Raw genomic sequence first — 20269 nt, 5'->3', positions numbered from 1 at the left:
ACGCATATTTGACAAATATCTGCTACACGAATAATGTACATTTATTCGCATCACAGATAAATCGCCATGCAGCAGACTATCGCCACACCCCATCAGATGGGCGAAATCCTCGCAGCCGGGCGGCGGCGTGCAGGCCTCACGCAGGCCGAAGCCGCCATCCGTATTGGTGTAAGCCAGAGCCGCATCTCGACGCTCGAAGCCGACTCCGGCACCCTGACGCTCAACCAGTTGCTGGCGCTTTTCGGCGCGTACGGTCTGCAACTGCAAGCCGGGAACCGGGACGCCTCTACTGAAACCCCTCCTGCATCCGCACCGGAATGGTAATGACCGGGCGCAAGTCACATTCCCGTGCGTTGTCCGTATGGGCCAACGGCGTGCGCATGGGCGTCTGGCGAATTCCCAACCGCGGGCCAATGGAATTCGAGTATGACGCGGCGTGGGCAGCCTCCGACATCGGGCGGCCGTTGTCGCTTTCACTGCCCATTCCGCTCGATAACGCCCCGCTCAAAGGCGAGCGCGTGCTGAACTATTTCGACAACCTCCTGCCGGACAGCGAAGCGATTCGCCAGCGCATAGGCCGGCGGTTCAGGACGGAGACACTCGACACCTTCGACCTGCTGCAGGCAATCGGGCGCGACTGCGTGGGTGCGGTCCAGCTTCTGGGTATCGACGAAGAGCCGGCGGGTGTGCATCAAATCGATGGTACGCCGCTGAGCGAGCGGGACATCGAAGCGCTGCTGACCCAGACGGCCGGGAGTTTTGCCTTCGGCGCTCAGGACGACGAAGACGATTTCCGGATCTCGCTCGCCGGCGCGCAGGAAAAAACCGCGCTGCTCTGGCACGACGGCCAGTGGATGAAACCTCACGGCGCGACGCCGACCACGCACATCCTGAAGCTTCCGCTCGGCCTCGTCGGCAACCGGCGGGCTGACCTGACTGCATCGGTGGAGAACGAATGGCTGTGCATGCATCTGTTGCGGGCCTACGGTTTGCCGGTTGCCGAGACGAGTATCGAGACGTTTGGCAAGCAACGCGTGCTGAGTGTGAAGCGCTTTGATCGCCAGTTGCACTCGAGCGGCAAGTGGCTGCTGCGTTTGCCTCAAGAAGATTTCTGCCAGGTGATGGGGCTGCCATCGCACAAGAAATACGAAAACGAAGGCGGACCCGGCGTGATCGATCTGGCCCGCGTGCTGCAGCAATCCAATGAGGCACGCGACGACGTCGAAACCTTGCTGACCGCGCAGATTCTTTTCTGGCTGCTTGCCGCGCCCGACGGTCACGCGAAAAATTTCAGCATCCGCATCCTGCCGCGCGGGGCGTTCAAGATGACGCCGCTCTACGACGTCATGTCGATATGGCCCGTGGAAGGCAAAGGCGCGAGCCAGTGGTCGTGGTTCAAGGCAAAGCTGGCGATGGCCATTAGCGGCAAGCATCGTCATTATGCGTTTCGCGATATCCAGCGCCGCCACTTCAACGCCATGGCGCCGAGGTGCTCGTACGGCAACACTGCCGAACCGATCATCCAGCGTTTAATTGAAGAGACACCCGGGGTGATCGAGCAAGTCGCGGCGCAGTTGCCCGACGGCTTTCCGGCGAAAGTCTCGGACCGCATATTCGATGGACTTCGCACGACCGTCGCGGCGCTCGAAGCAATGCCGGGCAAATAAAAACAGGACCCGAAGGTCCTGTTTGCTTTACACGTTCATCACGGTACGTCGCGCAAATAACCTTCCTTCGACGAATCGCGCATCCGGTACGAGACAATGCCCGCAATCGCGCAGAGCGCCGTCACGTACCAATAGAACGTCGACTCGCTGCCAATCGATTTGAGGAACAGCGCCACGTACTCGGCCGAGCCGCCAAACACGGCGTTCGCCACCGCATACGACAAACCCACGCCCAGCGCGCGCACTTCGGCGGGGAACATTTCGGCCTTGATCAACCCGCTGATCGACGTATATAGACTCACGATAGCCAGCGCGATCACGACCAGCACAAAGGCCACGATGGGGCTCGTGACGTCCTTCAGCGCATGGAGGATAGGCACCGTGCAGATGGTCGCGAGCGCGCCGAACCAGATCATCGACGTACGCCGTCCGATCCGGTCTGACAATGCGCCGAACGCCGGTTGCATGATCATGTACACGAAGAGCGCCGCGGTCATGATGTTGCTCGCCGTTTTCGCGTGCATGCCGGCCGTGTTCACCAGATACTTCTGCATGTAGGTCGTGAACGTGTAGAAAATCAGCGAGCCGCCGGCCGTGAAACCCAGCACCGTCAGGAACGCGGTCTTGTGCTGCATGAGGCCGCGCAGTGTGCCGGCTTCCTTCAGCTTGCGGGTTTCGGCGGTCGTGGTTTCATCGAGTGATTTGCGCAGATAAAGCGAAACCAGCGCCGCCATCGCGCCGATGCCAAACGGAATGCGCCATCCCCACGCCTTGAGCTCTTCCGTGCTCAACACTTGTTGCAGCACGACCAGCACCAGCAGCGCGGCAAGCTGGCCGCCGATCAGCGTCACGTACTGGAACGATGCAAAAAACCCGCGCCGCCCTTGCAGCGCCACTTCGCTCATATATGTGGCGCTCGTGCCGTATTCGCCACCCACCGACAAACCCTGGAACAGCCGCGCAATCAGCAGGAAAAACGGCGCCCATGCACCAATGCTCGAATACGTCGGCAGGAAACAGATGACAAGCGATCCCGCGCACATCATCAGCACGGAGATCATCATGGAGGTGCGGCGGCCGTGTTTATCGGCGATACGGCCGAACATCCAGCCGCCGATAGGCCGCATCAAAAAGCCCGCCGCAAAGACGCCCGCGGTGTTGAGCAACTGCGTGGTCGGATTGCCGCTCGGGAAGAACGCCGGCGCAAAATACAGCGCGAGGAACGAGTAGATATAAAAGTCGAACCACTCGACAAGGTTCCCCGACGACGCACCCACGATCGCAAGAACGCGACGCCGGGTATCTGCTGATTTGGAGAGGGCTAGTTCGGCCATGCTGGTTGGACTCCTGTCGCGTAATGAAAACAGCGGAAAACGGCGGCTCGTGGCCGCTCTAGAACCGGTCGGATGCCGGCGCAGAAAATGACGCTTTGCGTAACAAAGAAGCGTTCGGGCGCAAGTTTATACGACGCGGCATGGCTTGGCGCATGATGACAGTCACCCGCATATATGCTTACGATGCGATTCCGGAAGAAAGATTGGCGTCAGGAGAGGTTAAGCCACCGTCCTTTGCCAGCAGGCATTTCACGCGTATCAACGGTTCGCGGCTACTTGACCGAGCACGCGCTGCGACCGAATAATCCTTACAAACGAGCGCCATGCAAGCGCTTGGTGATTACCCTGATCGAGTGAAACAGGCGGGACGGAAACGGGACCAACGGCAAGCCCAACTATTGCCATAATTGCGGACGCCCGATTTTCCTGGAGAAACCGCAATGAACCCGCAGTCATCGAACCTGACGCTCGACGCCGCCCTGGCATCGAAATTCGCTACGCTGGCCCTTGGCCACCTGACGCGCGAATATCCGAACAAGCTCGAACATGTGATGGGCAGCGCCGCCGATGTAAAAGGTCCGCGTGCGCTTCATCCCATCTTTTATGGCAGCTTCGACTGGCACTCCTGCGTTCACGGATACTGGCTGATCGCGCGGCTGCTTGCCCGGTTTCCTGATTTGCCGGAAGCACCGCAAATCCGCGCATTGATCGATGAACATTTCACGGCGGCCAACGTCGCAGCCGAAGTTGCATATCTGGAGCGTCCAGAAGCGCGGGGATTTGAGCGGCCCTATGGCTGGGCTTGGCTGCTTGCGCTCGCCGGTCAGCTTGAATCGATGAAAACTCCGGACGGCCAGCGCTGGGCCGGCACGCTCAGGCCGCTCGCTTCGGCCTTCGTGGATCGCTTCACGGAGTTCCTGCCGAAGTCCACGTATCCGCTGCGCGTCGGCACGCACTTCAACACAGCGTTCGCGCTGACGCTGTCGGCGGGTTACGCGCGCGAAGTTGGCAATGCGGCGTTTGAAACATTGATCATCGATACCGCCCGCCGCTGGTATCTCAACGATGCCGCATGTCAGGCATGGGAACCGGCTGGCGACGAGTTTCTGTCTTCATCATTGATGGAAGCCGAGTTGATGCGGCGCGTGCTACCCGCAGCCGAGTTTGAAGGATGGTTCGACCGATTCCTGCCGCAGCTTGCAACGCGCGAACCGGCGACGCTCTTCACCCCCGCAACAGTCACGGACAGGACCGATGGCAAGCTCGCGCACCTCGACGGCTTGAACCTGAGCCGCGCATGGTGCCAGCGTTCGCTCGCACGTTCACTGAAACCCGGCGATGCCCGCATCAGCGTGCTCGAAGCCACGGCTCACGATCACCTCGCGGCCGGACTGGCACACGTGGCGGGGGACTACATGGGCGAACACTGGCTTGCCACGTTCGCGCTGCTGGCACTGGAAGCATAAGACTTCAACCACGCGGCTGGAACGCGATCACGCTCATGCCGACCAGCGCGATCGCCATTCCAGCCCAATCCCAGCTCGACGGGCGAATCCGCTCGACGGCCCACAACCACATGATCGCAACCGCGATATACACGCCGCCATACGCCGCATAGACGCGTCCGGCGGCGCTTGCATGCAGCGTAAGCAGCCATGCGAACAGCGCCAGCGACAACGCGCCCGGCACGAGAAGCCACGGCGAGCCGTCCTCCTTCAACCATCGATATGGAAGATAACAGCCCACGATCTCGGCGATGGCGGTGACTATATAAAGCAGAAAGGTCTTCATGGATGGAAACTTGGGCGGGCACGCAGAGGATCAAGAGCAGAACCCAGCGCGCCGCCTGACGCAAGTAAATTTTGCGTCAACTCGTTCCGTCCTGCTCCCATCCCCCGCCGAGCGCCTTATACACCGCGATCAGATCGGTCGTCACGCTGACCGTCGATTGCGCGAGCTGTTGACGCGTGGAAGCGAGTTGCCGTTCGGCATCGAGAACCGTGATGAACGTCACGAGCCCTTTCCTGTAGCTATCGGTGGCGAGCTGCAGGTTGATGCGGTTTGCCTCCACGGTTCGCGTCAGGGCCTCGCGCCGGTCCTGATCCGTCCGGTACGACACCAGCGCGTTGTCCACGTCCTGCAGCGCCTTCAGCACCGTCGAGCGGTACTGCAACGCCGACTCCGCCGCCTGCGATTTCGCAATTCGCACATTGGCCCGCAATGCGCCGCCTTCGAAGATCGGCAATGAAATGCTTGGGCCTACCGAATAGAAAAGGCTCGACCAATGCGCGAGATACCGGGCCCGCGTGGCACGCGTCCCGACGCTTCCCGTCAACGATATATCCGGGTACATCTGCGCGACCGCCACGCCAACTTCGGCCGTGGCCAAGTGCAGGTCGCTTTCCGCGCGGCGAATGTCCGGACGCCGCCGCGCCAAAGTGGACGGCAAACCGATCGGCACGCTCGGCGGCGCCGGCGGTACGGCGCCGGGCGTTTCGAGTTCGGCGTCGAGCGTGCCCGGCGCGTTGCCCGTCAGCACGGCAAGGCCGTTCATGGCCTGCGCAATCTGTGCATCGAATTGAGGAAGCTGCGCCTGGAGCGATCCGACCTGCGCCGTCGCGCTCTGCACGTCGCTTTGACTCGTCAGGCCGACACGTGCCTGCTCCCGCGTCAGATCGAGAATCTGTTGCTCCGAATCGATTTCGGCAAGCGTGATCTGCTTGAGCAACTGCGCCCCGCGCAATTGCGAATACGTCTGCGCGACTTCGGCTTCGAGCGAGACAAGGGCATCGTTACGATTTTCAATAGCCGATTGCGTCTGCGCGTTCGCCGATTCCACAGAGCGGCGCACGCGGCCGAACAGATCGAGTTCCCACGATGCATCGAAGCCATCCTGGAAGAGATTGACCGGCCCGGTCGCCGAATCTATCGCGCTGCGCACGCGCGGCGCATTCGCCCCGAGCGCGTTGACCTGGTCGAGCGCCCCCTGCGATTCGAGTATTCCCTTGAGCCCAAGTTGCTCGCGCATGTAGCTTGCGTTTGCACTGACCTGCGGCAGGCCCTGCGCGCCGGCCGCCACCGCTTGCTCACGCGCCCCCGCGATCCGCAGCACCGCACTCTGCAAATCAAGGTTCCCCGCCGCCGCGCGATCGATCAGCGAGTCGAGCGTGGCGTCGTTGAACGCGCGCCACCAGCGCGGATCGGGATTCGCGTTTGTATCGATGATCGTCGGCACGCCCGCATGAGGGATGCGCATGTCGTCGGGCGGGTTCTGCACGCGCTGTAGATCGCGCCAGGTTTCAGGGGCTTTCGCGTCGGGCTGCGTAAAGTTCGGGCCGACCGAGCATGCGCTCGCGAGCAACGCAAGAACTGCAAGCGACAAGGAAGTCCGGCGTTTGCTCATCTCAGTGTCCTCCTCCGCCGCCCGACGCTTTAACTGGTGAAAAAAGAAATGTCACCGGGACGAAGCACAACGCGAAGATGGCGACGGCGCCGAATACATCGAGGTAAGCCAGAATCGTGGACTGCGATATGAACTGCTTGTACATGAGTCCCGTCGCTGTCGTCATGGCCTGCTGCATGGTCTGCCCCGTGTCCATCAATGTGCGCGTCAGGCGTTGGATCGAATCGTTGTAGTTGGGATTGAGCGTCGTCATATGCACGGACATGTGGGCCATGTTCGCCTGCGTGCGCTCGACGATCATCGCGGTGGAAAGCGAAATGCCGATGGACCCCGCGACGTTGCGGAACATCGTGAAGAGCGCGGACGCGTCCGCATTCTCCGATGGCTTGAGCGTCAGGTAAGCGAGCGTGGTTATTGGCACGAACAGGAACGCAATGGCGATGGACTGCGAACTTCGCATGATGGTCAGCGTCTTGAAGTCGATGTTCGGCACGAGGTGATGCGTGAAGAACAACGCGCACGCCATCAGGAAGAAGCCGAACGCAACCAGGAAGCGCGTTTGAATGATCGGCATCAGCTTGCTCACGATCGGAATGATGGCGACGATCATCATCGCTCCAGGCGACAACACGAGACCCGCGAGCGTCGCGGTGTACCCGAGTTGCTGCTGCGCGAGCTGTGGAACGAGCACTGCGCTGCCATAGAGAATGCTGGCGAAGCCGACCATGCAAATGGAACTCAACGCGAAATTCTTGTCTTTCAGCACGCGCAAATCGACGACCGGTTTCTTCGCGTATAGCAGCCAGAAGATCGCGCCCACAATGCCGATCAACGAAAGAATCGCAAACGTGGTGATGAAGCCGGACTTGAACCAGTCGTCGTCTTCGCCGCGATCGAGGAACACTTGCAGGCACCCCAGGCCCAGCGCAATCAGGCCAATGCCGATGTAATCCAGCCCGAGTTCCTTGCGGTCTTTTTTCTTCTCCCACGGCGGGTCTTCCACGAACTGCATCACTGCAATGGTCGTGATCACGCCGATGGGCACGTTGATCAGAAATACCCAGCGCCACGTGAGGTTGTCGGTGATCCAGCCGCCGAGCGTCGGCCCGACCACAGGCGCGACGACGATCGCCACGGCGGATATGGAAAACGCGCGGCCGCGTTGTTCCGGTGGAAACGTGTCCAGGATGATGGACTGCTGGTTAGGCTGCAATCCGCCGCCGAAGAAACCCTGGAGTATCCGGAAAACGATCAGTTGCCACAGGTCGGTGGCGAGGCCACACAGCAGCGAGCACACCGTGAACGCTCCTATGCAAATCAGGAAATAGCGCTTGCGTCCCAGCAGTTTCGAGAAGAACGCGGAGATCGGCAACACGATCCCGTTTGCCACCAGATACGCGGTCAGCGTCCACGTTGCTTCGTCGTAGCTAGCGGACATGGCGCCTGAAATGTGCGGCAGCGCGACGTTGACAATGGTGGTATCAAGCACTTCCATGAACGCCGCGAGCGTGACGACAACCGCAATCAGCCACGGGTTGGACTTCGGCTTCCAGTCGGAGCGCTCGCTCATTTCAGCATCACCTTCGGCACGACGGAAAGACCGAGCGGCAGCGGCAAGTCGGGTTGCATGCCGTTATCGATCACGATTTTCACTGGCACGCGCTGCACGATCTTCACGAAATTACCCGTCGCATTTTCGGCGGGAAATGCCGAGAAACGCGAGCCGCTGCCAAGCTGGATGCTGTCCACATGACCGTGCAGTTTCAGGTCGGGATAGGCATCGACGGCAACGTCAACGGCGTCGCCGGGACGCATACGCTCGAGTTGCGATTCCTTGAAGTTCGCGGTGATCCAGACAGTCGTGGTCACGAGCGAAAAGATCGACGTGCCCGCCTGCAGGAAGGTCCCGTATTGCACATTGCGCTTTGTGACCCAGCCATCGGCCGGCGCGCGCAACTCCGTGTACGAGAGATTGAGCGCGGCAGCTTCAACCTGCGCTTCCGCTTGATGGACCTGTTCGCGGCGTTCATCGACCGCCGCCTGCGCCTGGCTGATCTGCTGCGGCACGAGGCTCGCGGTCTTGACCTGCGCGCGGGCTTGCGCCACGTTGGCGGCTGCACTTTGTTGCTGCGCGGTGGCGGTATCGATGTTTTGCTGCGAGGTTGCGCGCACATCCACTGAACGCTGGCGCTCGTATGCCGCGCGGCTTTGCGTCAAGTTGGCCTGCGCTGACTGCTCCTGCGCTTTGGCCTGTGTCAATTGCGCCGGATACTGCACTCGCGCTATTGCCAGTTGCACTTGCGCCGCGTTGAGCTGAGCCTTCGCGAGGCCGAGCTGCGCATTGGCCTGATCGAGTTGCGCCTGATAGTCGCGAGGATCGATCTTGATCAGAAGGTCGTTCTTATGGACGAACTTGTTGTCACCCAAGTTCATGACCACGACATAACCCGATACCTTCGGCGCAATGGTGACCGCATCGCCGTCTGTATAAGCGTCGTCCGTGCTGACTTGGTTGCGGGTCGCGAACCACCAGATCAGGCCCGCGATGATGATGAGAATAACAATGACCGCGAGAATGATGAGGGGCTTTTTTCCGGGGCCCTTTTTCTTCCCGTCTTTTTTGTCTTTGTCGTCGCCCTGCTTTTCGTCGCCGCCGGATTTGTCTTTGTCGTCGCCGGCGTCGTTCTTCGAATCTTCTTTTTTATCGCCGGACTGTTCGGCGTCGTGATCGGGTTTTTCGTCTTGATCAGGCATCAGGCTTCTCTCACTCGTTCAAACCCGGAACGCGCAGGAGGAGTTCCTGACGCCAGGCAAGAGGTCGACGGAATGGGTTCTGGGCGCTGAACGAGTCCTCAGTCAGGCGATTCAGCGCAAGCGGAGTGCTTCAGCAAACCGCATGCCTCGACAGTGCACCTACGGCACTCGATGCCGCATGCGTTGACATTACAGATAGTAAGCAGACCTGCCCGATGCATCAAAGTGCCGACAAATGCGCGATCAGCGGATAGTGATCCGACGCGATGCGAGCCAGCGCGCTTTTATGGACTTCGACCTTCACGAGACGCTCGCCCGGATGAACCCAGATTCGATCCAGCGCGAACAGCGGATACCGTGTGGGGAAAGTCTTCGGCGAACTCGCGCGATAAAAATGTGAAACCAGACGACGCAGCGTGCGCCCATAAATAAACCACTCGTTGAGATCGCCTAGAAGAATGACGGGCAACTCGGGCGTATCGAAACGTTGTAGAACCTGCTCCACTTGCGCGCGTCTTTCACTCGATGCCAGCCCGAGATGCGTCGCCACGACGCGCCACGTCTCCCCGCCGCAATCAATATCTGCATCCAGCGCGCCGCGTGGTTCGCGGCTCTTGAACGAAAGGTCGAGCGTGCGCACGGCGCGTACCGGAAAGCGTGTTAGCACGGCGTTGCCGTAGCGCCGCGCGGGGGTATCGAGTGTGGGACCTTCTACTGCGTAAAGGCCGGTCAGACGCTGCAGAAGCGCGAGCACATCGGGTGCGCCGCTGCCGCCCAAGGGCACCTCCTGGAGCGCGAAGATATCGGCATCGATTTCGGCGAGGACGGCCGCGATCCGTTCCGGCGCGAGCTTGCCGTCCACGCCGACCGCGCCATGTACGTTATAAGTGGCGATGCGCAGACCGCGCGAAGAGAGCGATGTCAGCGAAGGCGGCTCGATCCGAACCTCATGCATCGACGTCATTGACTGACCTCGCGTTGCGCTTCTTTTGGCGCTTTAACTTCAACATCGACAATACGTTCATGCGGCGGTTGCACCTCGCGTTTGCGCTGCCGCTCGCCTTCCTCCGCGCGTTCCTTGCGGCCGAGAAACCGCTGCAGTACCACCGATATCGCCACCAAGGTGACGCCAATACCGATCAGCACGCCAAAGGACGCCGCCGTCGGATGCCGCAGCGACGCCACCAACTGATGCGCGAAGGCGACCGTCAACAAGATGCCCGGCCCCATGCCAATCAAGGTGCCCAGCATGAAGTCGCGCAAGCCGATCATGGATGCGCCTGCAACCAGATTCACGATGGTAAAAGGCGCAACGGGCAAGATGCGCAGGATGACGACCGCGACCAGCCCGCGCTTCGCGACACGTTCGCTGAGCTTGTTCACGCGCGCGCCGGCCACCCGACGCACCACGTCGCGGCCAAGCCATTCGCCGAGCAGATACGTGACGGCGGCCGCGGCAAGCGTGCCCACCAGCGCATAAAAGCTGCCCCACGCCGCGCCAAAAACGAGGCCCGTGGTTGCGATCAAAAGCGTGACCGGTATCGACACAACCGCGGCAAGCACATACGCAAGCAGAATCCACAACGGCGCAAGCGGCAACGTATCGATACGGCGTGTCTGACGCGCGAGCGCCGCGAGGTTGAGATAGTCGCCGAGCGGCGTCCAGTGCCAGGCCGCAGCGAACCCCACGATCAGCAACGCCAGAACACCGAGCAACGCAAACCTTCCAATCAGCCGATGCGGCTTTTCCACGGGCACGAATTGTCCGACGAGCTGCTCGGCCTCAACTGGTTTTTCCGGATCGATCAACGCTTCGGGCGGCACCAGCCGGTCGACATCCGGCGTGACCGTCGGATTCAAACGCTCCAATGTTCTGTTTTCGGCGGCGTCTCTCATCAACGCCGCGATTGCGTCGTTCATGCTGTGGCGCGCGTCGAGTTCGCCTGCGAATTCATCGGTTTCGCAACCGAGATGTTCGGCAAGCAGCGAATCGCGCATGCGGGCGAGCGCAGCCTGTATGCGCGGGTCCCCTTTGGCGTCGATAGCGATGTTGCATTCGGTGTCGAGCACCATCGAGCGGTTGTTGAGATTCGCCGATCCAACCAGCAGCAAGTCGTCGTCGACGATCATCAGCTTGCTGTGCACGTTTACGCAGCCCGTATCCAGCCCCGGCACGCTCGGCGACATCAAGCGATACCGGTCGTGTGCATCCGCATCCTTCAGCATCCGGTGCAGCCGCGCGCGCAACACGCCCATCGTCATTTCCTGCAGCCAGCCGCTCTGCATGCGCGGCGCGACGATGGTGATATCGGGACCGTCGGGCTTTTCGAGCATTTCCTTGAGCGCTCCGCCGATGGAACCCGCCGTGAAATACTGGTTTTCTATATAGATGCTGCGATGCGCGCGGCCGATGGCATCGAGATATTGCTGGCGGATCTGCTGCACGGCGGGCCGGCCGGCGAACGCGGGCTCGGTCAGCGAAATCGCGAGATCGACGTTCTCCAGATCCACCGCGCGCGACGGCGGCCACGGATCGTTATCCGATACCGCCCGATGCGAGCGGATTGCAAAACGCCGGCCGCAGGCGCGCTGCCAGCGCTCGCGCGCGAGAAGTCCCATCGCGCGCGCGGCGTCCCCGTCGAACATCGTGTGAACGTCGTGAAACGGTTGATACGGCTCGCCGTTCGCGTCGCGGCGCAACGGATCATCGGCGTCATGACGGGGCGTGTCCCATCGCGAACGCGTGAGATCCAGGCCGCCAACAAACGCCAGTTTGTCGTCGATCACCACGACTTTCTGATGATGCGATCCGCCCATCGGATGCTTGCCGTCCATCTGAAACGCGACTCGCCGATGCGAGCGCCAGCCCATTTTGTAGACCGGCAGCCACTCGCGCTCGAACGCGTAGAGCATGGCGAAATCCCACGCGAGGATGTAAATGCGCAGCCGTTTGTGCGTCGCCGCGACGTCGTGCAGGAAATCACCGAGGGCATCGGCGTAACCGTCGTCGTTGCCTTCGGGCGTCAGTTTCATGCGGCTGTCGATATCCCAGCCCAGGATAAAAACGGTCCGCTGCGCGCGCGTAATCGCCTCGCGCAGCACGCGGAAATAGTCCGAGCCATCGACCAGCAAGCTGAATCGATCGGCGTGGCGGACGCTGTCGCAATTGCGGCCGGGCTGAAAAAACGCGGGTGAAACGCTGGAAACAGGGTCGAGGCTCATCGAAAGATTTTTGCAAGCAGCGTGCCCGGCACTGCAGTGCGGCAAAAACATGCGCGGCGCATTGAAACACCGTATAGGAAACGATCCGCGAATGTGTACCGGTACTGTACCGATCCTTTCTCATAAACTGGTTCGATCGATCTCGAATTTGCCCGACCAGGAAAGACCATGCAACTCGACGCCGCTTTGATGACCGCGCTGCCCGCCGCCCTGCTGTTTGCGCTCGTGACGTCCATCACGCCTGGGCCGAACAACACCATGCTGCTTGCGTCAGGCGTCAACTTCGGGCTGCGCCGGACCATGCCCCACGTGCTCGGCATCAGCGTGGGCGTAGCCATCCTGATGATTCTGGCGGGACTCGGTGTGGCGCAGGCATTTGCGCATTTCACATGGGCTTACACGTTGCTGGAAGCGCTCAGCGTGGCGTATTTGTTGTATCTGGCGTGGAAGATCGCGACGTCATCCGCCGTGCAGGTGCGCGACGGCGAGCGCCGCCCAATGCGCTTTATCGAAGCCGCCGCGTTCCAGTGGATCAATCCCAAGGCGTGGATGATGGTCCTGACTGCCGCCACCACCATCCATCTGCATTCCAGCATTTCGATGAACGCCGTGCTCATGGCGATTGTGTTTATTGTGGTCGGGATGCCTTGCATCATCTTGTGGGCGGCCTTCGGCACGTCAATGCGCACTCTGCTCACGAACCCACGCTGGTTGCGCGTCTTCAATTGGACAATGGCCGCCCTGCTCGTGCTGTCGCTTTATCCCATTGTTGAACGCGCGTTTGCGTAGCGCACGTTCGCGTGGGACGTGTAATCAGTGATCCATACGTTGCAACTGCGGGTTCGTATTTAAGCTTTCGATCATTCGAATCCAGCCTATTTTGTCTCAGGCGGCGCATACTGAACCTGCCTGCCGCCGCGCAAAATATGCAGCCTCATTGCAACTTTAGCCGTTCAGAGCGGCAAGAACTGCGCACATTCCGCCGTACTGGGGGATCGACAGGCATGTACGAAGCTTGCTTCCCGATCAACTCGCGCCCTGTTGGCGCGGCTTTGAAATCTCCCAAGGAGTCGCCATGTCTGGAGCTAACCGCCCGTCCGGTCCCGCAACACGCAAGTCCCTCGACCTCGCCGATCAGATTGAACGCGATGAACTCGAGAACAACCTGCCGGACGCGCTAAACAACGCCGACGAAGACGATCTCGACGACGAACCCGACACCGGCACGCCCCGCCGATAACTTCTCTCTCCCACTTTTCGCGCCTTGACCGGCGCACAGCATCCGCCGCACTTGCGCAATGCAGTGCGGCTTTTTTGTAGTTTTTAATCTATCGCGCCCTTTTTCTGGTTTGGAGCTCTTTTTGGGCACGAGGGTTGCTCTACCATCGGCGCTGCAGGACACAGCGGCATTTCAAGCAATCAAAGCGGCCGGGCGTCAAGCCAGCACGCAAATCAATCCGATAAATCGACCCTTTGGAGGGCTTCATGCTTCGATACGCTGTCATCTTTTTCATCATCGCGATCATCGCGGCGTTTTTCGGCTTCGGCGGTATCGCGAGTGGCGCAACCGAGATCGCGAAGATCCTGTTCTTCATCTTTATCGTGATCTTCCTGGCAACGTTGCTGCTCGGCGTCTTCAGGCGATGAAACCCCGGTGCTGCTGAATGCAGCGGCACCTTCGGGAACAAAAAAGCGCGGGCATGCCCGCGCTTTTTTACGTCTGGCGAAGCAGGGACGTCAAAGCGACTTCTCCAGCCACTTTTCTATGAACCCCCACAATAAGTCGTCCGTCGAATATGGCACATTGAATCGAAACCAGTTGCTCGCGGCATCGCCGGGACGGAAGTAAGAGCCAGGAGCCAGCCAGATGCCGTCTTCCAGCGCCTTCGTCGCCAGATCGTTCGCCAGCGCCGGTTCGACCGGCAGGCGCGCCCACAGGAAAAGCCCAGCGCGTGGCTTGCAAAACACCTCCAGCCCGAGCGCATCCATGCGCTCCTCCACGCATAAATGCGCGTCCTTCAACTTCTCGGTCACCGCTTCCACGTGCCGCGTGTAACGCCCTTCCGTCAGCACCTTTTCGACGATCCGCTCCGTCGCCGCCGACGAAGTCAGCCCGACCGCCATCTTCGTGCGTGCCAGTTCGCGCAGCACATCACGCTCGGCGACCACGTAACCGCAGCGCAAGCCCGGTGTGATCGTCTTCGAAAAGCCGCCAACATAAAGCACGCGGTTCAGCCCTTCCATCGCGGCCAGAAGCGGTGCGCCTGCGGGCGCGAGTTCGCGGCTAACATCGTCTTCCACGACCCACAGGCCGTGACGCTCGGCAATCTGCAGCAGACGAAAAGCCGCCGCCATGCCGAAGGTTGCGCCGGTCGGATTCTGCAGCGTCGTGTTGACGAAAATCGCCTTGGGCTTGTGTTCGAGCACGAGCTGCTCGAGCACGTCGGTATCGATCCCCGCCGGCGTGCGCGGCACGCCCAGCACAGTCAGTCCGGAGAGCCGCAGGATCTGCAACAGATTGCAGTACCCCGGATCCTCCACCACGACCTTATCTCCGGGGCGCAAAAGCGTGCGTACGATCAGATCGAGCGCCTGCGTGGCGCCCGCGGTCAGCAGCACATTCGCGGCGGGGTCCGCGGGCAAGCCATGCCGATCAAGCTGCTCGGCGATGCGTTCGCGCAACGGCGCAAAACCATACGGATGCCCGTAGTCCGCCATGCGCGCGGCGGGCACGCGGCTCACCGATCGCAGCGCGTGATGCAGGCCGCTTTCGTTGACCCACTCGTTCGGAAGCCAGCCGCAGCCGGCCTTGATCGGCACGGAATGGTCCGCGAATACGTCCGATAACAACCACGTCGCGGTGAGACTCGGCGGTTGCCACGCCACGCTGCGCCGGGGCGCGGCCGCCGTGCGCGCCGCCACCCTATAACCCGAGCCGCGCCGCGCGACCACGAGCCCCATCGACACAAGCCGTCCATATGCCTCGGTTACCGTGAACGTGCTGAGGCGTTCGGTCTGTGCAAGTTGCCGCACCGATGGCAGCAGCGCGCCGGCGCGCAGCGTCTGCTGCTCGATCGCGCCTGAAAACGCAGTCACAAGCTGCTCGACGAGCGTCGCCTGCGTCCGGCCACGGTCCAGTTGAAGTTCGATCATGAGTCGCGGAAAAGAGGATGATCAGATAAGTGCGCGTCCAGAGCAGTCTGCCGCATGCGCCGACGCTCGACCGATACAGTTTTTGTCATTCTGCCAGCACAGTTCTTCACGCGACAGGACAACTGTCTATGCCGCGGGTTTTTATCGAGGAATACATTGCGTGTTCTAACAGGAGATTTCACATGACTTCGCGCCCCGTCATCGACGACCTTTCGTCGTTCTGGATGCCTTTTACCGCCAACCGGCAATTCAAAGCCGCGCCGCGCCTGATCGAAGGCGCGAAGGGCATGTACTACAAAGCAACCGATGGTCGCGAAATCCTCGACGGGTGCGCCGGCCTCTGGTGCGTGAACGCGGGCCATTGCCGCGACGAAATCGTCGCCGCGATCCAGCATCAGGCTGCCACGCTCGACTTCGCGCCGACGTTCCAGATGGGCCATCCGCTCGCGTTCGAAGCGGCTACGAAAGTCGCGGCGATCATGCCCGAAGGCCTCGACCGCATTTTCTTCACGAACTCGGGTTCCGAATCCGTCGATACCGCGCTGAAAATCGCCCTCGCCTATCATCGTGCGCGCGGTGAAGGCCAGCGTACGAAGCTGATTGGCCGCGAGCGCGGTTATCACGGCGTGGGTTTCGGCGGAATTTCCGTAGGCGGGATCGGGCCGAATCGCAAGACGTTTTCTGGCGCGTTGCTGCCGGGCGTCGATCATCTGCCGCACACGCACGCACCCGATCACAACGCGTTTTCGAAGGGCCAGCCGGCGTGGGGCGCGCATCTCGCCGATGAACTCGAACGTATCGTTGCACTGCACGATGCATCGACGATCGCAGCAGTAATCGTGGAACCGCTCGCGGGATCGACCGGCGTGCTCGTGCCGCCGCAAGGCTACCTGCAGAAGCTGCGCGAGATCTGCACGAAGCACGGCATCCTGCTGATATTCGATGAAGTCATCACGGGCTTCGGCCGTCTTGGCAAGGCAACGGCCGCTGAATTTTTCGGCGTGACGCCAGACTTGATGACGCTCGCCAAAGCCATCAATAACGCCAGCATCCCGATGGGCGCGGTCGCTGCACATCGCAATGTCCACGACACCGTCGTCAATGCGGGCGCAGTGAACGGCATCGAGTTGTTCCACGGTTACACATATTCCGCGCACCCGATGGCGGCCGCCGCTGCCATCGCCACGCTCGACCTGTATGCACGCGATCAGTTGTTCGAGCGCGCGGCATCGAAGGCCGGGAAGTTCGAAGCCGCGGCCCATGGGTTACGCGATGCACCGCATGTGAAGGACGTCCGCAATCTCGGCCTGGTCGCCGGTATCGAGTTGGAACCACGCGATGGCGCACCGGGCGCGCGTGCGTATGAAGCATTCGTGAAGTGCTTCGAAGCGGGGGTCCTGGTGCGTTACACCGGCGATATTCTCGCGTTCTCGCCGCCGCTGATTATTGAGGACAATCAGATCGACCAGATCTTCAGCACGGTTCGCAAGGTGCTCGAAACGGTGAAGTAACGCGGCTGGCGCAACAGCACGAAGGCCGTTCCGGTGTTGGCCAGAACGGCCTTTTCCGCATCTAAAGCATGCTCCTCAACGCGCGTGCCTTGTCGCGCCCGCCTTCGATGAAGCTGCTTTGCGCCGCGTAGCCCAGCCCTTTTTCGCCGATGCCGACCGATCAGCCGCCGAGCGCCGGCTCGCGCTTGCATGCGTCTGCCGGGACAGCGCAGTGTGGGAAGCGGCCTTCGTACCTTCGCGCTTGAGCACGCGCGTGGACGTGGCCGAGCGTTTCGCCTTCGACTTCGTGCTCGTGTTTCGCTCGGTCTTGTGCTGACCCGCTTGCGTATCCTTCGCGGCTTTTTTGCGCGTGGCTTCCGACGCCGTACCCTTCTTTGGCGCTTTCGCCTTCACGCCCGATCTGCGAGCCTCCGACAAACCAATCGCAACGGCCTGCTTCGCTGACTTCGCGCCATGCTTGCCCTCGCGCACGTGATCGATCTGCTCCTTCACGAACGCTCCAGCCTGTGTGCTCGACGACTTGCCAGCGCGTTTCGCCGCGTGCGCCCGTTCGATGGTTTTCTTCTCCGGCATGATGAACTCCTTTGAAAGCACCTCGTTGGTCCGACAGACCGAGTCTTGCAATGCCTATGCCAACGCGTTGACTGAACGCCGCGAGAATGGCCACACGTCTGCACGTAAGCGATATGTTAGATTAACAAGTCACCACTTTGATTCGTTAAGGAGAGCCAATGTTGAAGAAAACAGGTATTGCGATCGCAACCGTCCTCGCGCTTGCAGCAAGCAGCGCAGCCCTTGCGCGCGACCAGCCGGGCGCGGACTGGATATCAAAAGATGCTGCCATCGCGAAGGTCAAGGCGCTAGGTTATGACGCGGTTCGCCTCGAAGCCGACGATGGCCACTGGGAAGGCGAAGCCACCAAGCAAGGCCAGTTCTACGACATCCACGTCGATCCGCATTCCGGCGCACTGACGAAGAACCAACTCAAGCACTAAGTCTGTTGTAGTAATTACAGGGCCGTGTGCACTGATCGCTCGTCCACGCCCAAGCGCTCCTTGAGACCTTCCCAGCCCTTGGGCGTGACCTGAACGGTGCGCGATGCCTTCACGCGCCGCATCCATCCCATCGAACAAAACCGGCTCATCAAGGCAACACCAAGCGGCCCCGCGAGATGATGCCGGCGCTCCGTCCAGTCAAGACATTGCCGCGCGAGACCGCGCCGCGTCGCCTTGAGCGCGAGCACGTCCAGCCCAACGGCGCTGAACCATTCGATGCCATCCGGCGTCACTTCAAACTGTTTGTCTTCAGCCGCGACGATCAGCGCGCGCTCCTGCAATGCGCGTGTCACGGCCACACCGAGGCTGCCGGCAAGGTGGTCATAACAGCAGCGGGCGAATTGCATTTGTTTGGCATGGTCGTCTCGTGACATCCGGCGTATCGCACCCGCGGGCGAAATCGAAGCAAGACTCTCGAGCGCCAGCGCAACGTGTGACCCGGCGAGCCGGTAATAGCGATGTCGCCCCTGCGTTTCCACCATCAACAAACCGCCCTCCAGCAGCTTCGCAAGATGCGAGCTGGCTGTTTGCGCGGTCACGCCAGCCGCATGCGCAAGTTCGCCGGCGGGGAGCGCACGGCCATCGGCGAGAGACATCAGCATGGTGGCGCGAGTCGGGTCCGAAATGAGAAACGCCGCCGATGACACCGCAGGAAAACGAGACATGAAAACCCTCCAAATGACCTCGCCATGATAGTCCCGCCACGCGTCCGGATACTTCGATACGCATCGAAGCATTCATGGTGATCGCGAACCTACACTGGTGTTCCCGTCTTCTCTGGAATGTCGCCGTGTCCGATCTTCAGGCGCTTCAGCGCCGCGTGCTTGCCGCGACGAGCATCAGCTATATCGTCGTGATTTTGGATACGTCGATTGTCAACGTCGCGCTGGAAAGCATCGCGAGCGCGCTTTCCACTGATACGGAGGGCCTTCAGTGGGTCGTCAACGCGTACACGCTCACGTTCGCGAGCCTGCTTCTCACGGGCGGCGCGCTAGGCGATCGTCTTGGCGCGCGCAACGTCTATTTCGTGGGGCTGGCGTTGTTCACGCTGTCATCCGCATTTTGCGGCGCCGCGCCCAGCCTCGCTGCGTTGACGCTTGCCCGGGTCGCGCAAGGCGTTGGCGCGTCCATGCTCGTGCCCTGCTCGCTGATGCTGATCAATCGCGCTTATCCCGATGCCGCTGAACGCGGGCGGGCAATCGGTTTATGGGCAGGCTTCGGCGGCGCGGCAATGGCGAGTGGGCCGCTTGTCGGCGGCATTCTTATCCATGCGTTCGGCTGGCGAAGCATCTTCCTTGCGAATATTCCTGTCGGTCTGGTCGGGTTGTGGCTGACGTCGCGGATCGCGCGCGATGAACACAAACCGGTCACCCGCCATCTCGATCTTGCGGGTCAGGCAAGCGCCATTGTTGCGCTGGGTTTGCTGATCGCGGTGCTGATAGAAAGTGCGTCTTTTGGATGGCGCTCGCCGTGGATCATCGGTGGCATCGTGGCCGGCCTGCTGGCGGCCGGAAGCTTCATCGCGATAGAAGCAAGCCGCGCCCAGCCAATGCTTCCTTTATCATTATTCAGTAATCCGACATTTTCCGGTACGGCCTTCATTTCGATGGTTTCAGCCATGACCTTCTACGGCCTTCTCTTCACGTTGAGCCTTCATTTCCAGCATATTCGCGCATATTCGCCGCTTTTTACCGGCCTCGCCTTCCTTCCGCTGACCGCCCTCGTGACCATTGGAAGCATGTCGGCCGCGCGCGTTGTCCGCAGATTCGGTGTGCGCTGGCCGGTCTGCATCGCGCTCGGAATTTATGCATTGGGGTTTTTGTGCATGTTGGGATCGATGGGTAATTCGGCGTATTGGATCATTGCGCTTCCCATGCCAGCAATCGGATTCTGCGCCGGCCTGATCACGCCGCTGGCCACGACCGCGCTGATGAATACCGTCGATAAAACCCGCGCAGGCATCGCGGCCGGCGTCCTGAATTCGGCAAGGCAAACAGGTGCGGCGCTCGGCGTTGCGCTGTTCGGCGCCATGCTTGCTGCATGTCATCAGTTTGAAAATGGTATGCGCATGGGCTTATACGTGGCAGCGCTTGCATCCGCATTCGCCGCGCTGGTGTGGTGGCATGCGTCGAGGACTTCCGGTGAGAAGGAATAAAGACCGGGCGCGGGC

General features: G+C 60.9%; 19 protein-coding genes. 9 read left to right on the top strand and 10 right to left on the bottom strand.

Annotated features, from left to right (window positions below):
- Positions 1–66 precede the first annotated feature (66 nt).
- Complete coding sequence (locus tag HB633_RS01840) at positions 67–324, top strand: helix-turn-helix domain-containing protein (RefSeq protein ID WP_213776352.1); 258 nt, start codon at positions 67–69, stop codon at positions 322–324.
- Entirely contained in the window at positions 324–1667 is a 1344-nt protein-coding gene (locus HB633_RS01835) for a type II toxin-antitoxin system HipA family toxin (protein ID WP_213776351.1), read from the top strand. Before HB633_RS01840 ends, HB633_RS01835 begins: the two co-directional genes overlap by 1 nt.
- Before the next feature lie 38 nt (positions 1668–1705).
- On the opposite strand, the gene HB633_RS01830 is transcribed toward HB633_RS01835, so the two are convergent.
- Positions 1706–3001 (bottom strand): MFS family transporter, encoded by a 1296-nt coding sequence (locus HB633_RS01830; protein WP_213776350.1) that lies wholly within the window; start codon positions 2999–3001, stop codon positions 1706–1708.
- 440 nt (positions 3002–3441) lie between these two features.
- Here HB633_RS01830 and HB633_RS01825 point away from each other — a divergent pair, with 440 nt between their 5' ends.
- Positions 3442–4467, top strand: a complete 1026-nt coding sequence (locus HB633_RS01825) for a DUF2891 domain-containing protein (protein WP_213776349.1) — start codon at positions 3442–3444, stop codon at positions 4465–4467.
- Between the two features lie 4 nt (positions 4468–4471).
- On the opposite strand, the gene HB633_RS01820 is transcribed toward HB633_RS01825, so the two are convergent.
- The 6 genes from HB633_RS01820 to HB633_RS01795 form a co-directional block, all read right to left on the bottom strand.
- On the bottom strand, positions 4472–4792 hold the full coding sequence (locus HB633_RS01820; protein WP_213776348.1) for a YnfA family protein: 321 nt from the start codon (positions 4790–4792) through the stop codon (positions 4472–4474).
- A 76-nt stretch (positions 4793–4868) separates the two neighbouring features.
- Positions 4869–6404 (bottom strand): efflux transporter outer membrane subunit, encoded by a 1536-nt coding sequence (locus HB633_RS01815; RefSeq protein ID WP_213776347.1) that lies wholly within the window; start codon positions 6402–6404, stop codon positions 4869–4871.
- A gap of 1 nt (position 6405) precedes the next feature.
- The gene (locus HB633_RS01810; protein ID WP_213776346.1) at positions 6406–7974 is read right to left on the bottom strand and encodes a DHA2 family efflux MFS transporter permease subunit; all 1569 of its coding nucleotides are present in this window, start codon (positions 7972–7974) and stop codon (positions 6406–6408) included.
- Positions 7971–9158: an HlyD family secretion protein gene (locus HB633_RS01805; RefSeq protein ID WP_213776345.1), complete on the bottom strand. Its 1188-nt coding sequence runs from the start codon at positions 9156–9158 to the stop codon at positions 7971–7973. Before HB633_RS01805 ends, HB633_RS01810 begins: the two co-directional genes overlap by 4 nt.
- A 220-nt stretch (positions 9159–9378) precedes the next feature.
- Entirely contained in the window at positions 9379–10122 is a 744-nt protein-coding gene (locus HB633_RS01800; protein ID WP_213776344.1) for an endonuclease/exonuclease/phosphatase family protein, read from the bottom strand.
- Complete coding sequence (locus tag HB633_RS01795) at positions 10119–12380, bottom strand: VTT domain-containing protein (protein ID WP_213776343.1); 2262 nt, start codon at positions 12378–12380, stop codon at positions 10119–10121. Before HB633_RS01795 ends, HB633_RS01800 begins: the two co-directional genes overlap by 4 nt.
- A gap of 168 nt (positions 12381–12548) precedes the next feature.
- Here HB633_RS01795 and HB633_RS01790 point away from each other — a divergent pair, with 168 nt between their 5' ends.
- The 3 genes from HB633_RS01790 to HB633_RS01780 all read left to right on the top strand — a co-directional run bounded on the left by HB633_RS01790 (position 12549) and on the right by HB633_RS01780 (position 14027).
- Entirely contained in the window at positions 12549–13169 is a 621-nt protein-coding gene (locus HB633_RS01790) for a LysE family translocator (protein WP_213776342.1), read from the top strand.
- 286 nt (positions 13170–13455) lie between these two features.
- A complete protein-coding gene (locus HB633_RS01785) occupies positions 13456–13620 on the top strand; it encodes a hypothetical protein (protein ID WP_213776341.1) in 165 nt (54 codons plus the stop codon).
- Between the two features lie 245 nt (positions 13621–13865).
- Entirely contained in the window at positions 13866–14027 is a 162-nt protein-coding gene (locus HB633_RS01780; protein WP_031363615.1) for a DUF1328 family protein, read from the top strand.
- A gap of 90 nt (positions 14028–14117) precedes the next feature.
- On the opposite strand, the gene HB633_RS01775 is transcribed toward HB633_RS01780, so the two are convergent.
- On the bottom strand, positions 14118–15533 hold the full coding sequence (locus HB633_RS01775) for a PLP-dependent aminotransferase family protein (protein ID WP_213776340.1): 1416 nt from the start codon (positions 15531–15533) through the stop codon (positions 14118–14120).
- Between the two features lie 182 nt (positions 15534–15715).
- On the opposite strand from HB633_RS01775, the gene HB633_RS01770 reads away from it, so the two are divergent.
- Entirely contained in the window at positions 15716–17044 is a 1329-nt protein-coding gene (locus tag HB633_RS01770) for an aspartate aminotransferase family protein (RefSeq protein WP_213776339.1), read from the top strand.
- Between the two features lie 75 nt (positions 17045–17119).
- On the opposite strand, the gene HB633_RS01765 is transcribed toward HB633_RS01770, so the two are convergent.
- A complete protein-coding gene (locus tag HB633_RS01765; RefSeq protein ID WP_213776338.1) occupies positions 17120–17617 on the bottom strand; it encodes a DUF6496 domain-containing protein in 498 nt (165 codons plus the stop codon).
- 158 nt (positions 17618–17775) lie between these two features.
- Between HB633_RS01765 and HB633_RS01760 the strand changes: the two genes are divergently transcribed.
- Positions 17776–18039, top strand: a complete 264-nt coding sequence (locus HB633_RS01760) for a PepSY domain-containing protein (RefSeq protein ID WP_213776337.1) — start codon at positions 17776–17778, stop codon at positions 18037–18039.
- Between the two features lie 14 nt (positions 18040–18053).
- On the opposite strand, the gene HB633_RS01755 is transcribed toward HB633_RS01760, so the two are convergent.
- Positions 18054–18764, bottom strand: coding sequence for a winged helix-turn-helix domain-containing protein (locus tag HB633_RS01755; protein WP_213776336.1), 711 nt, complete (start codon positions 18762–18764; stop codon positions 18054–18056).
- 125 nt (positions 18765–18889) lie between these two features.
- On the opposite strand from HB633_RS01755, the gene HB633_RS01750 reads away from it, so the two are divergent.
- On the top strand, positions 18890–20254 hold the full coding sequence (locus HB633_RS01750) for an MFS transporter (RefSeq protein WP_346730244.1): 1365 nt from the start codon (positions 18890–18892) through the stop codon (positions 20252–20254).
- Positions 20255–20269: the final 15 nt, after the last annotated feature.

Source organism: Caballeronia sp. dw_276, assembly GCF_018449635.1.
In the GTDB taxonomy this organism is placed as follows: domain Bacteria; phylum Pseudomonadota; class Gammaproteobacteria; order Burkholderiales; family Burkholderiaceae; genus Caballeronia.
Note: the sequence above shows the minus strand (reverse complement) of the source record. Positions and strands in the feature narration are given on the sequence as shown.

What these genes read in the sequence shown, in the direction of transcription:
- HB633_RS01840 (WP_213776352.1), top strand. Translation starts at nt 67, where the DNA reads ATGCAGCAGACTATCGCCACACCCCATCAGATGGGCGAAATCCTCGCA.
- HB633_RS01835 (WP_213776351.1), top strand. Translation starts at nt 324, where the DNA reads ATGACCGGGCGCAAGTCACATTCCCGTGCGTTGTCCGTATGGGCCAAC.
- HB633_RS01830 (WP_213776350.1), bottom strand. Translation starts at nt 3,001, where the DNA reads ATGGCCGAACTAGCCCTCTCCAAATCAGCAGATACCCGGCGTCGCGTT.
- HB633_RS01825 (WP_213776349.1), top strand. Translation starts at nt 3,442, where the DNA reads ATGAACCCGCAGTCATCGAACCTGACGCTCGACGCCGCCCTGGCATCG.
- HB633_RS01820 (WP_213776348.1), bottom strand. Translation starts at nt 4,792, where the DNA reads ATGAAGACCTTTCTGCTTTATATAGTCACCGCCATCGCCGAGATCGTG.
- HB633_RS01815 (WP_213776347.1), bottom strand. Translation starts at nt 6,404, where the DNA reads ATGAGCAAACGCCGGACTTCCTTGTCGCTTGCAGTTCTTGCGTTGCTC.
- HB633_RS01810 (WP_213776346.1), bottom strand. Translation starts at nt 7,974, where the DNA reads ATGAGCGAGCGCTCCGACTGGAAGCCGAAGTCCAACCCGTGGCTGATT.
- HB633_RS01805 (WP_213776345.1), bottom strand. Translation starts at nt 9,158, where the DNA reads ATGCCTGATCAAGACGAAAAACCCGATCACGACGCCGAACAGTCCGGC.
- HB633_RS01800 (WP_213776344.1), bottom strand. Translation starts at nt 10,122, where the DNA reads ATGACGTCGATGCATGAGGTTCGGATCGAGCCGCCTTCGCTGACATCG.
- HB633_RS01795 (WP_213776343.1), bottom strand. Translation starts at nt 12,380, where the DNA reads ATGAGCCTCGACCCTGTTTCCAGCGTTTCACCCGCGTTTTTTCAGCCC.
- HB633_RS01790 (WP_213776342.1), top strand. Translation starts at nt 12,549, where the DNA reads ATGCAACTCGACGCCGCTTTGATGACCGCGCTGCCCGCCGCCCTGCTG.
- HB633_RS01785 (WP_213776341.1), top strand. Translation starts at nt 13,456, where the DNA reads ATGTCTGGAGCTAACCGCCCGTCCGGTCCCGCAACACGCAAGTCCCTC.
- HB633_RS01780 (WP_031363615.1), top strand. Translation starts at nt 13,866, where the DNA reads ATGCTTCGATACGCTGTCATCTTTTTCATCATCGCGATCATCGCGGCG.
- HB633_RS01775 (WP_213776340.1), bottom strand. Translation starts at nt 15,533, where the DNA reads ATGATCGAACTTCAACTGGACCGTGGCCGGACGCAGGCGACGCTCGTC.
- HB633_RS01770 (WP_213776339.1), top strand. Translation starts at nt 15,716, where the DNA reads ATGACTTCGCGCCCCGTCATCGACGACCTTTCGTCGTTCTGGATGCCT.
- HB633_RS01765 (WP_213776338.1), bottom strand. Translation starts at nt 17,617, where the DNA reads ATGCCGGAGAAGAAAACCATCGAACGGGCGCACGCGGCGAAACGCGCT.
- HB633_RS01760 (WP_213776337.1), top strand. Translation starts at nt 17,776, where the DNA reads ATGTTGAAGAAAACAGGTATTGCGATCGCAACCGTCCTCGCGCTTGCA.
- HB633_RS01755 (WP_213776336.1), bottom strand. Translation starts at nt 18,764, where the DNA reads ATGTCTCGTTTTCCTGCGGTGTCATCGGCGGCGTTTCTCATTTCGGAC.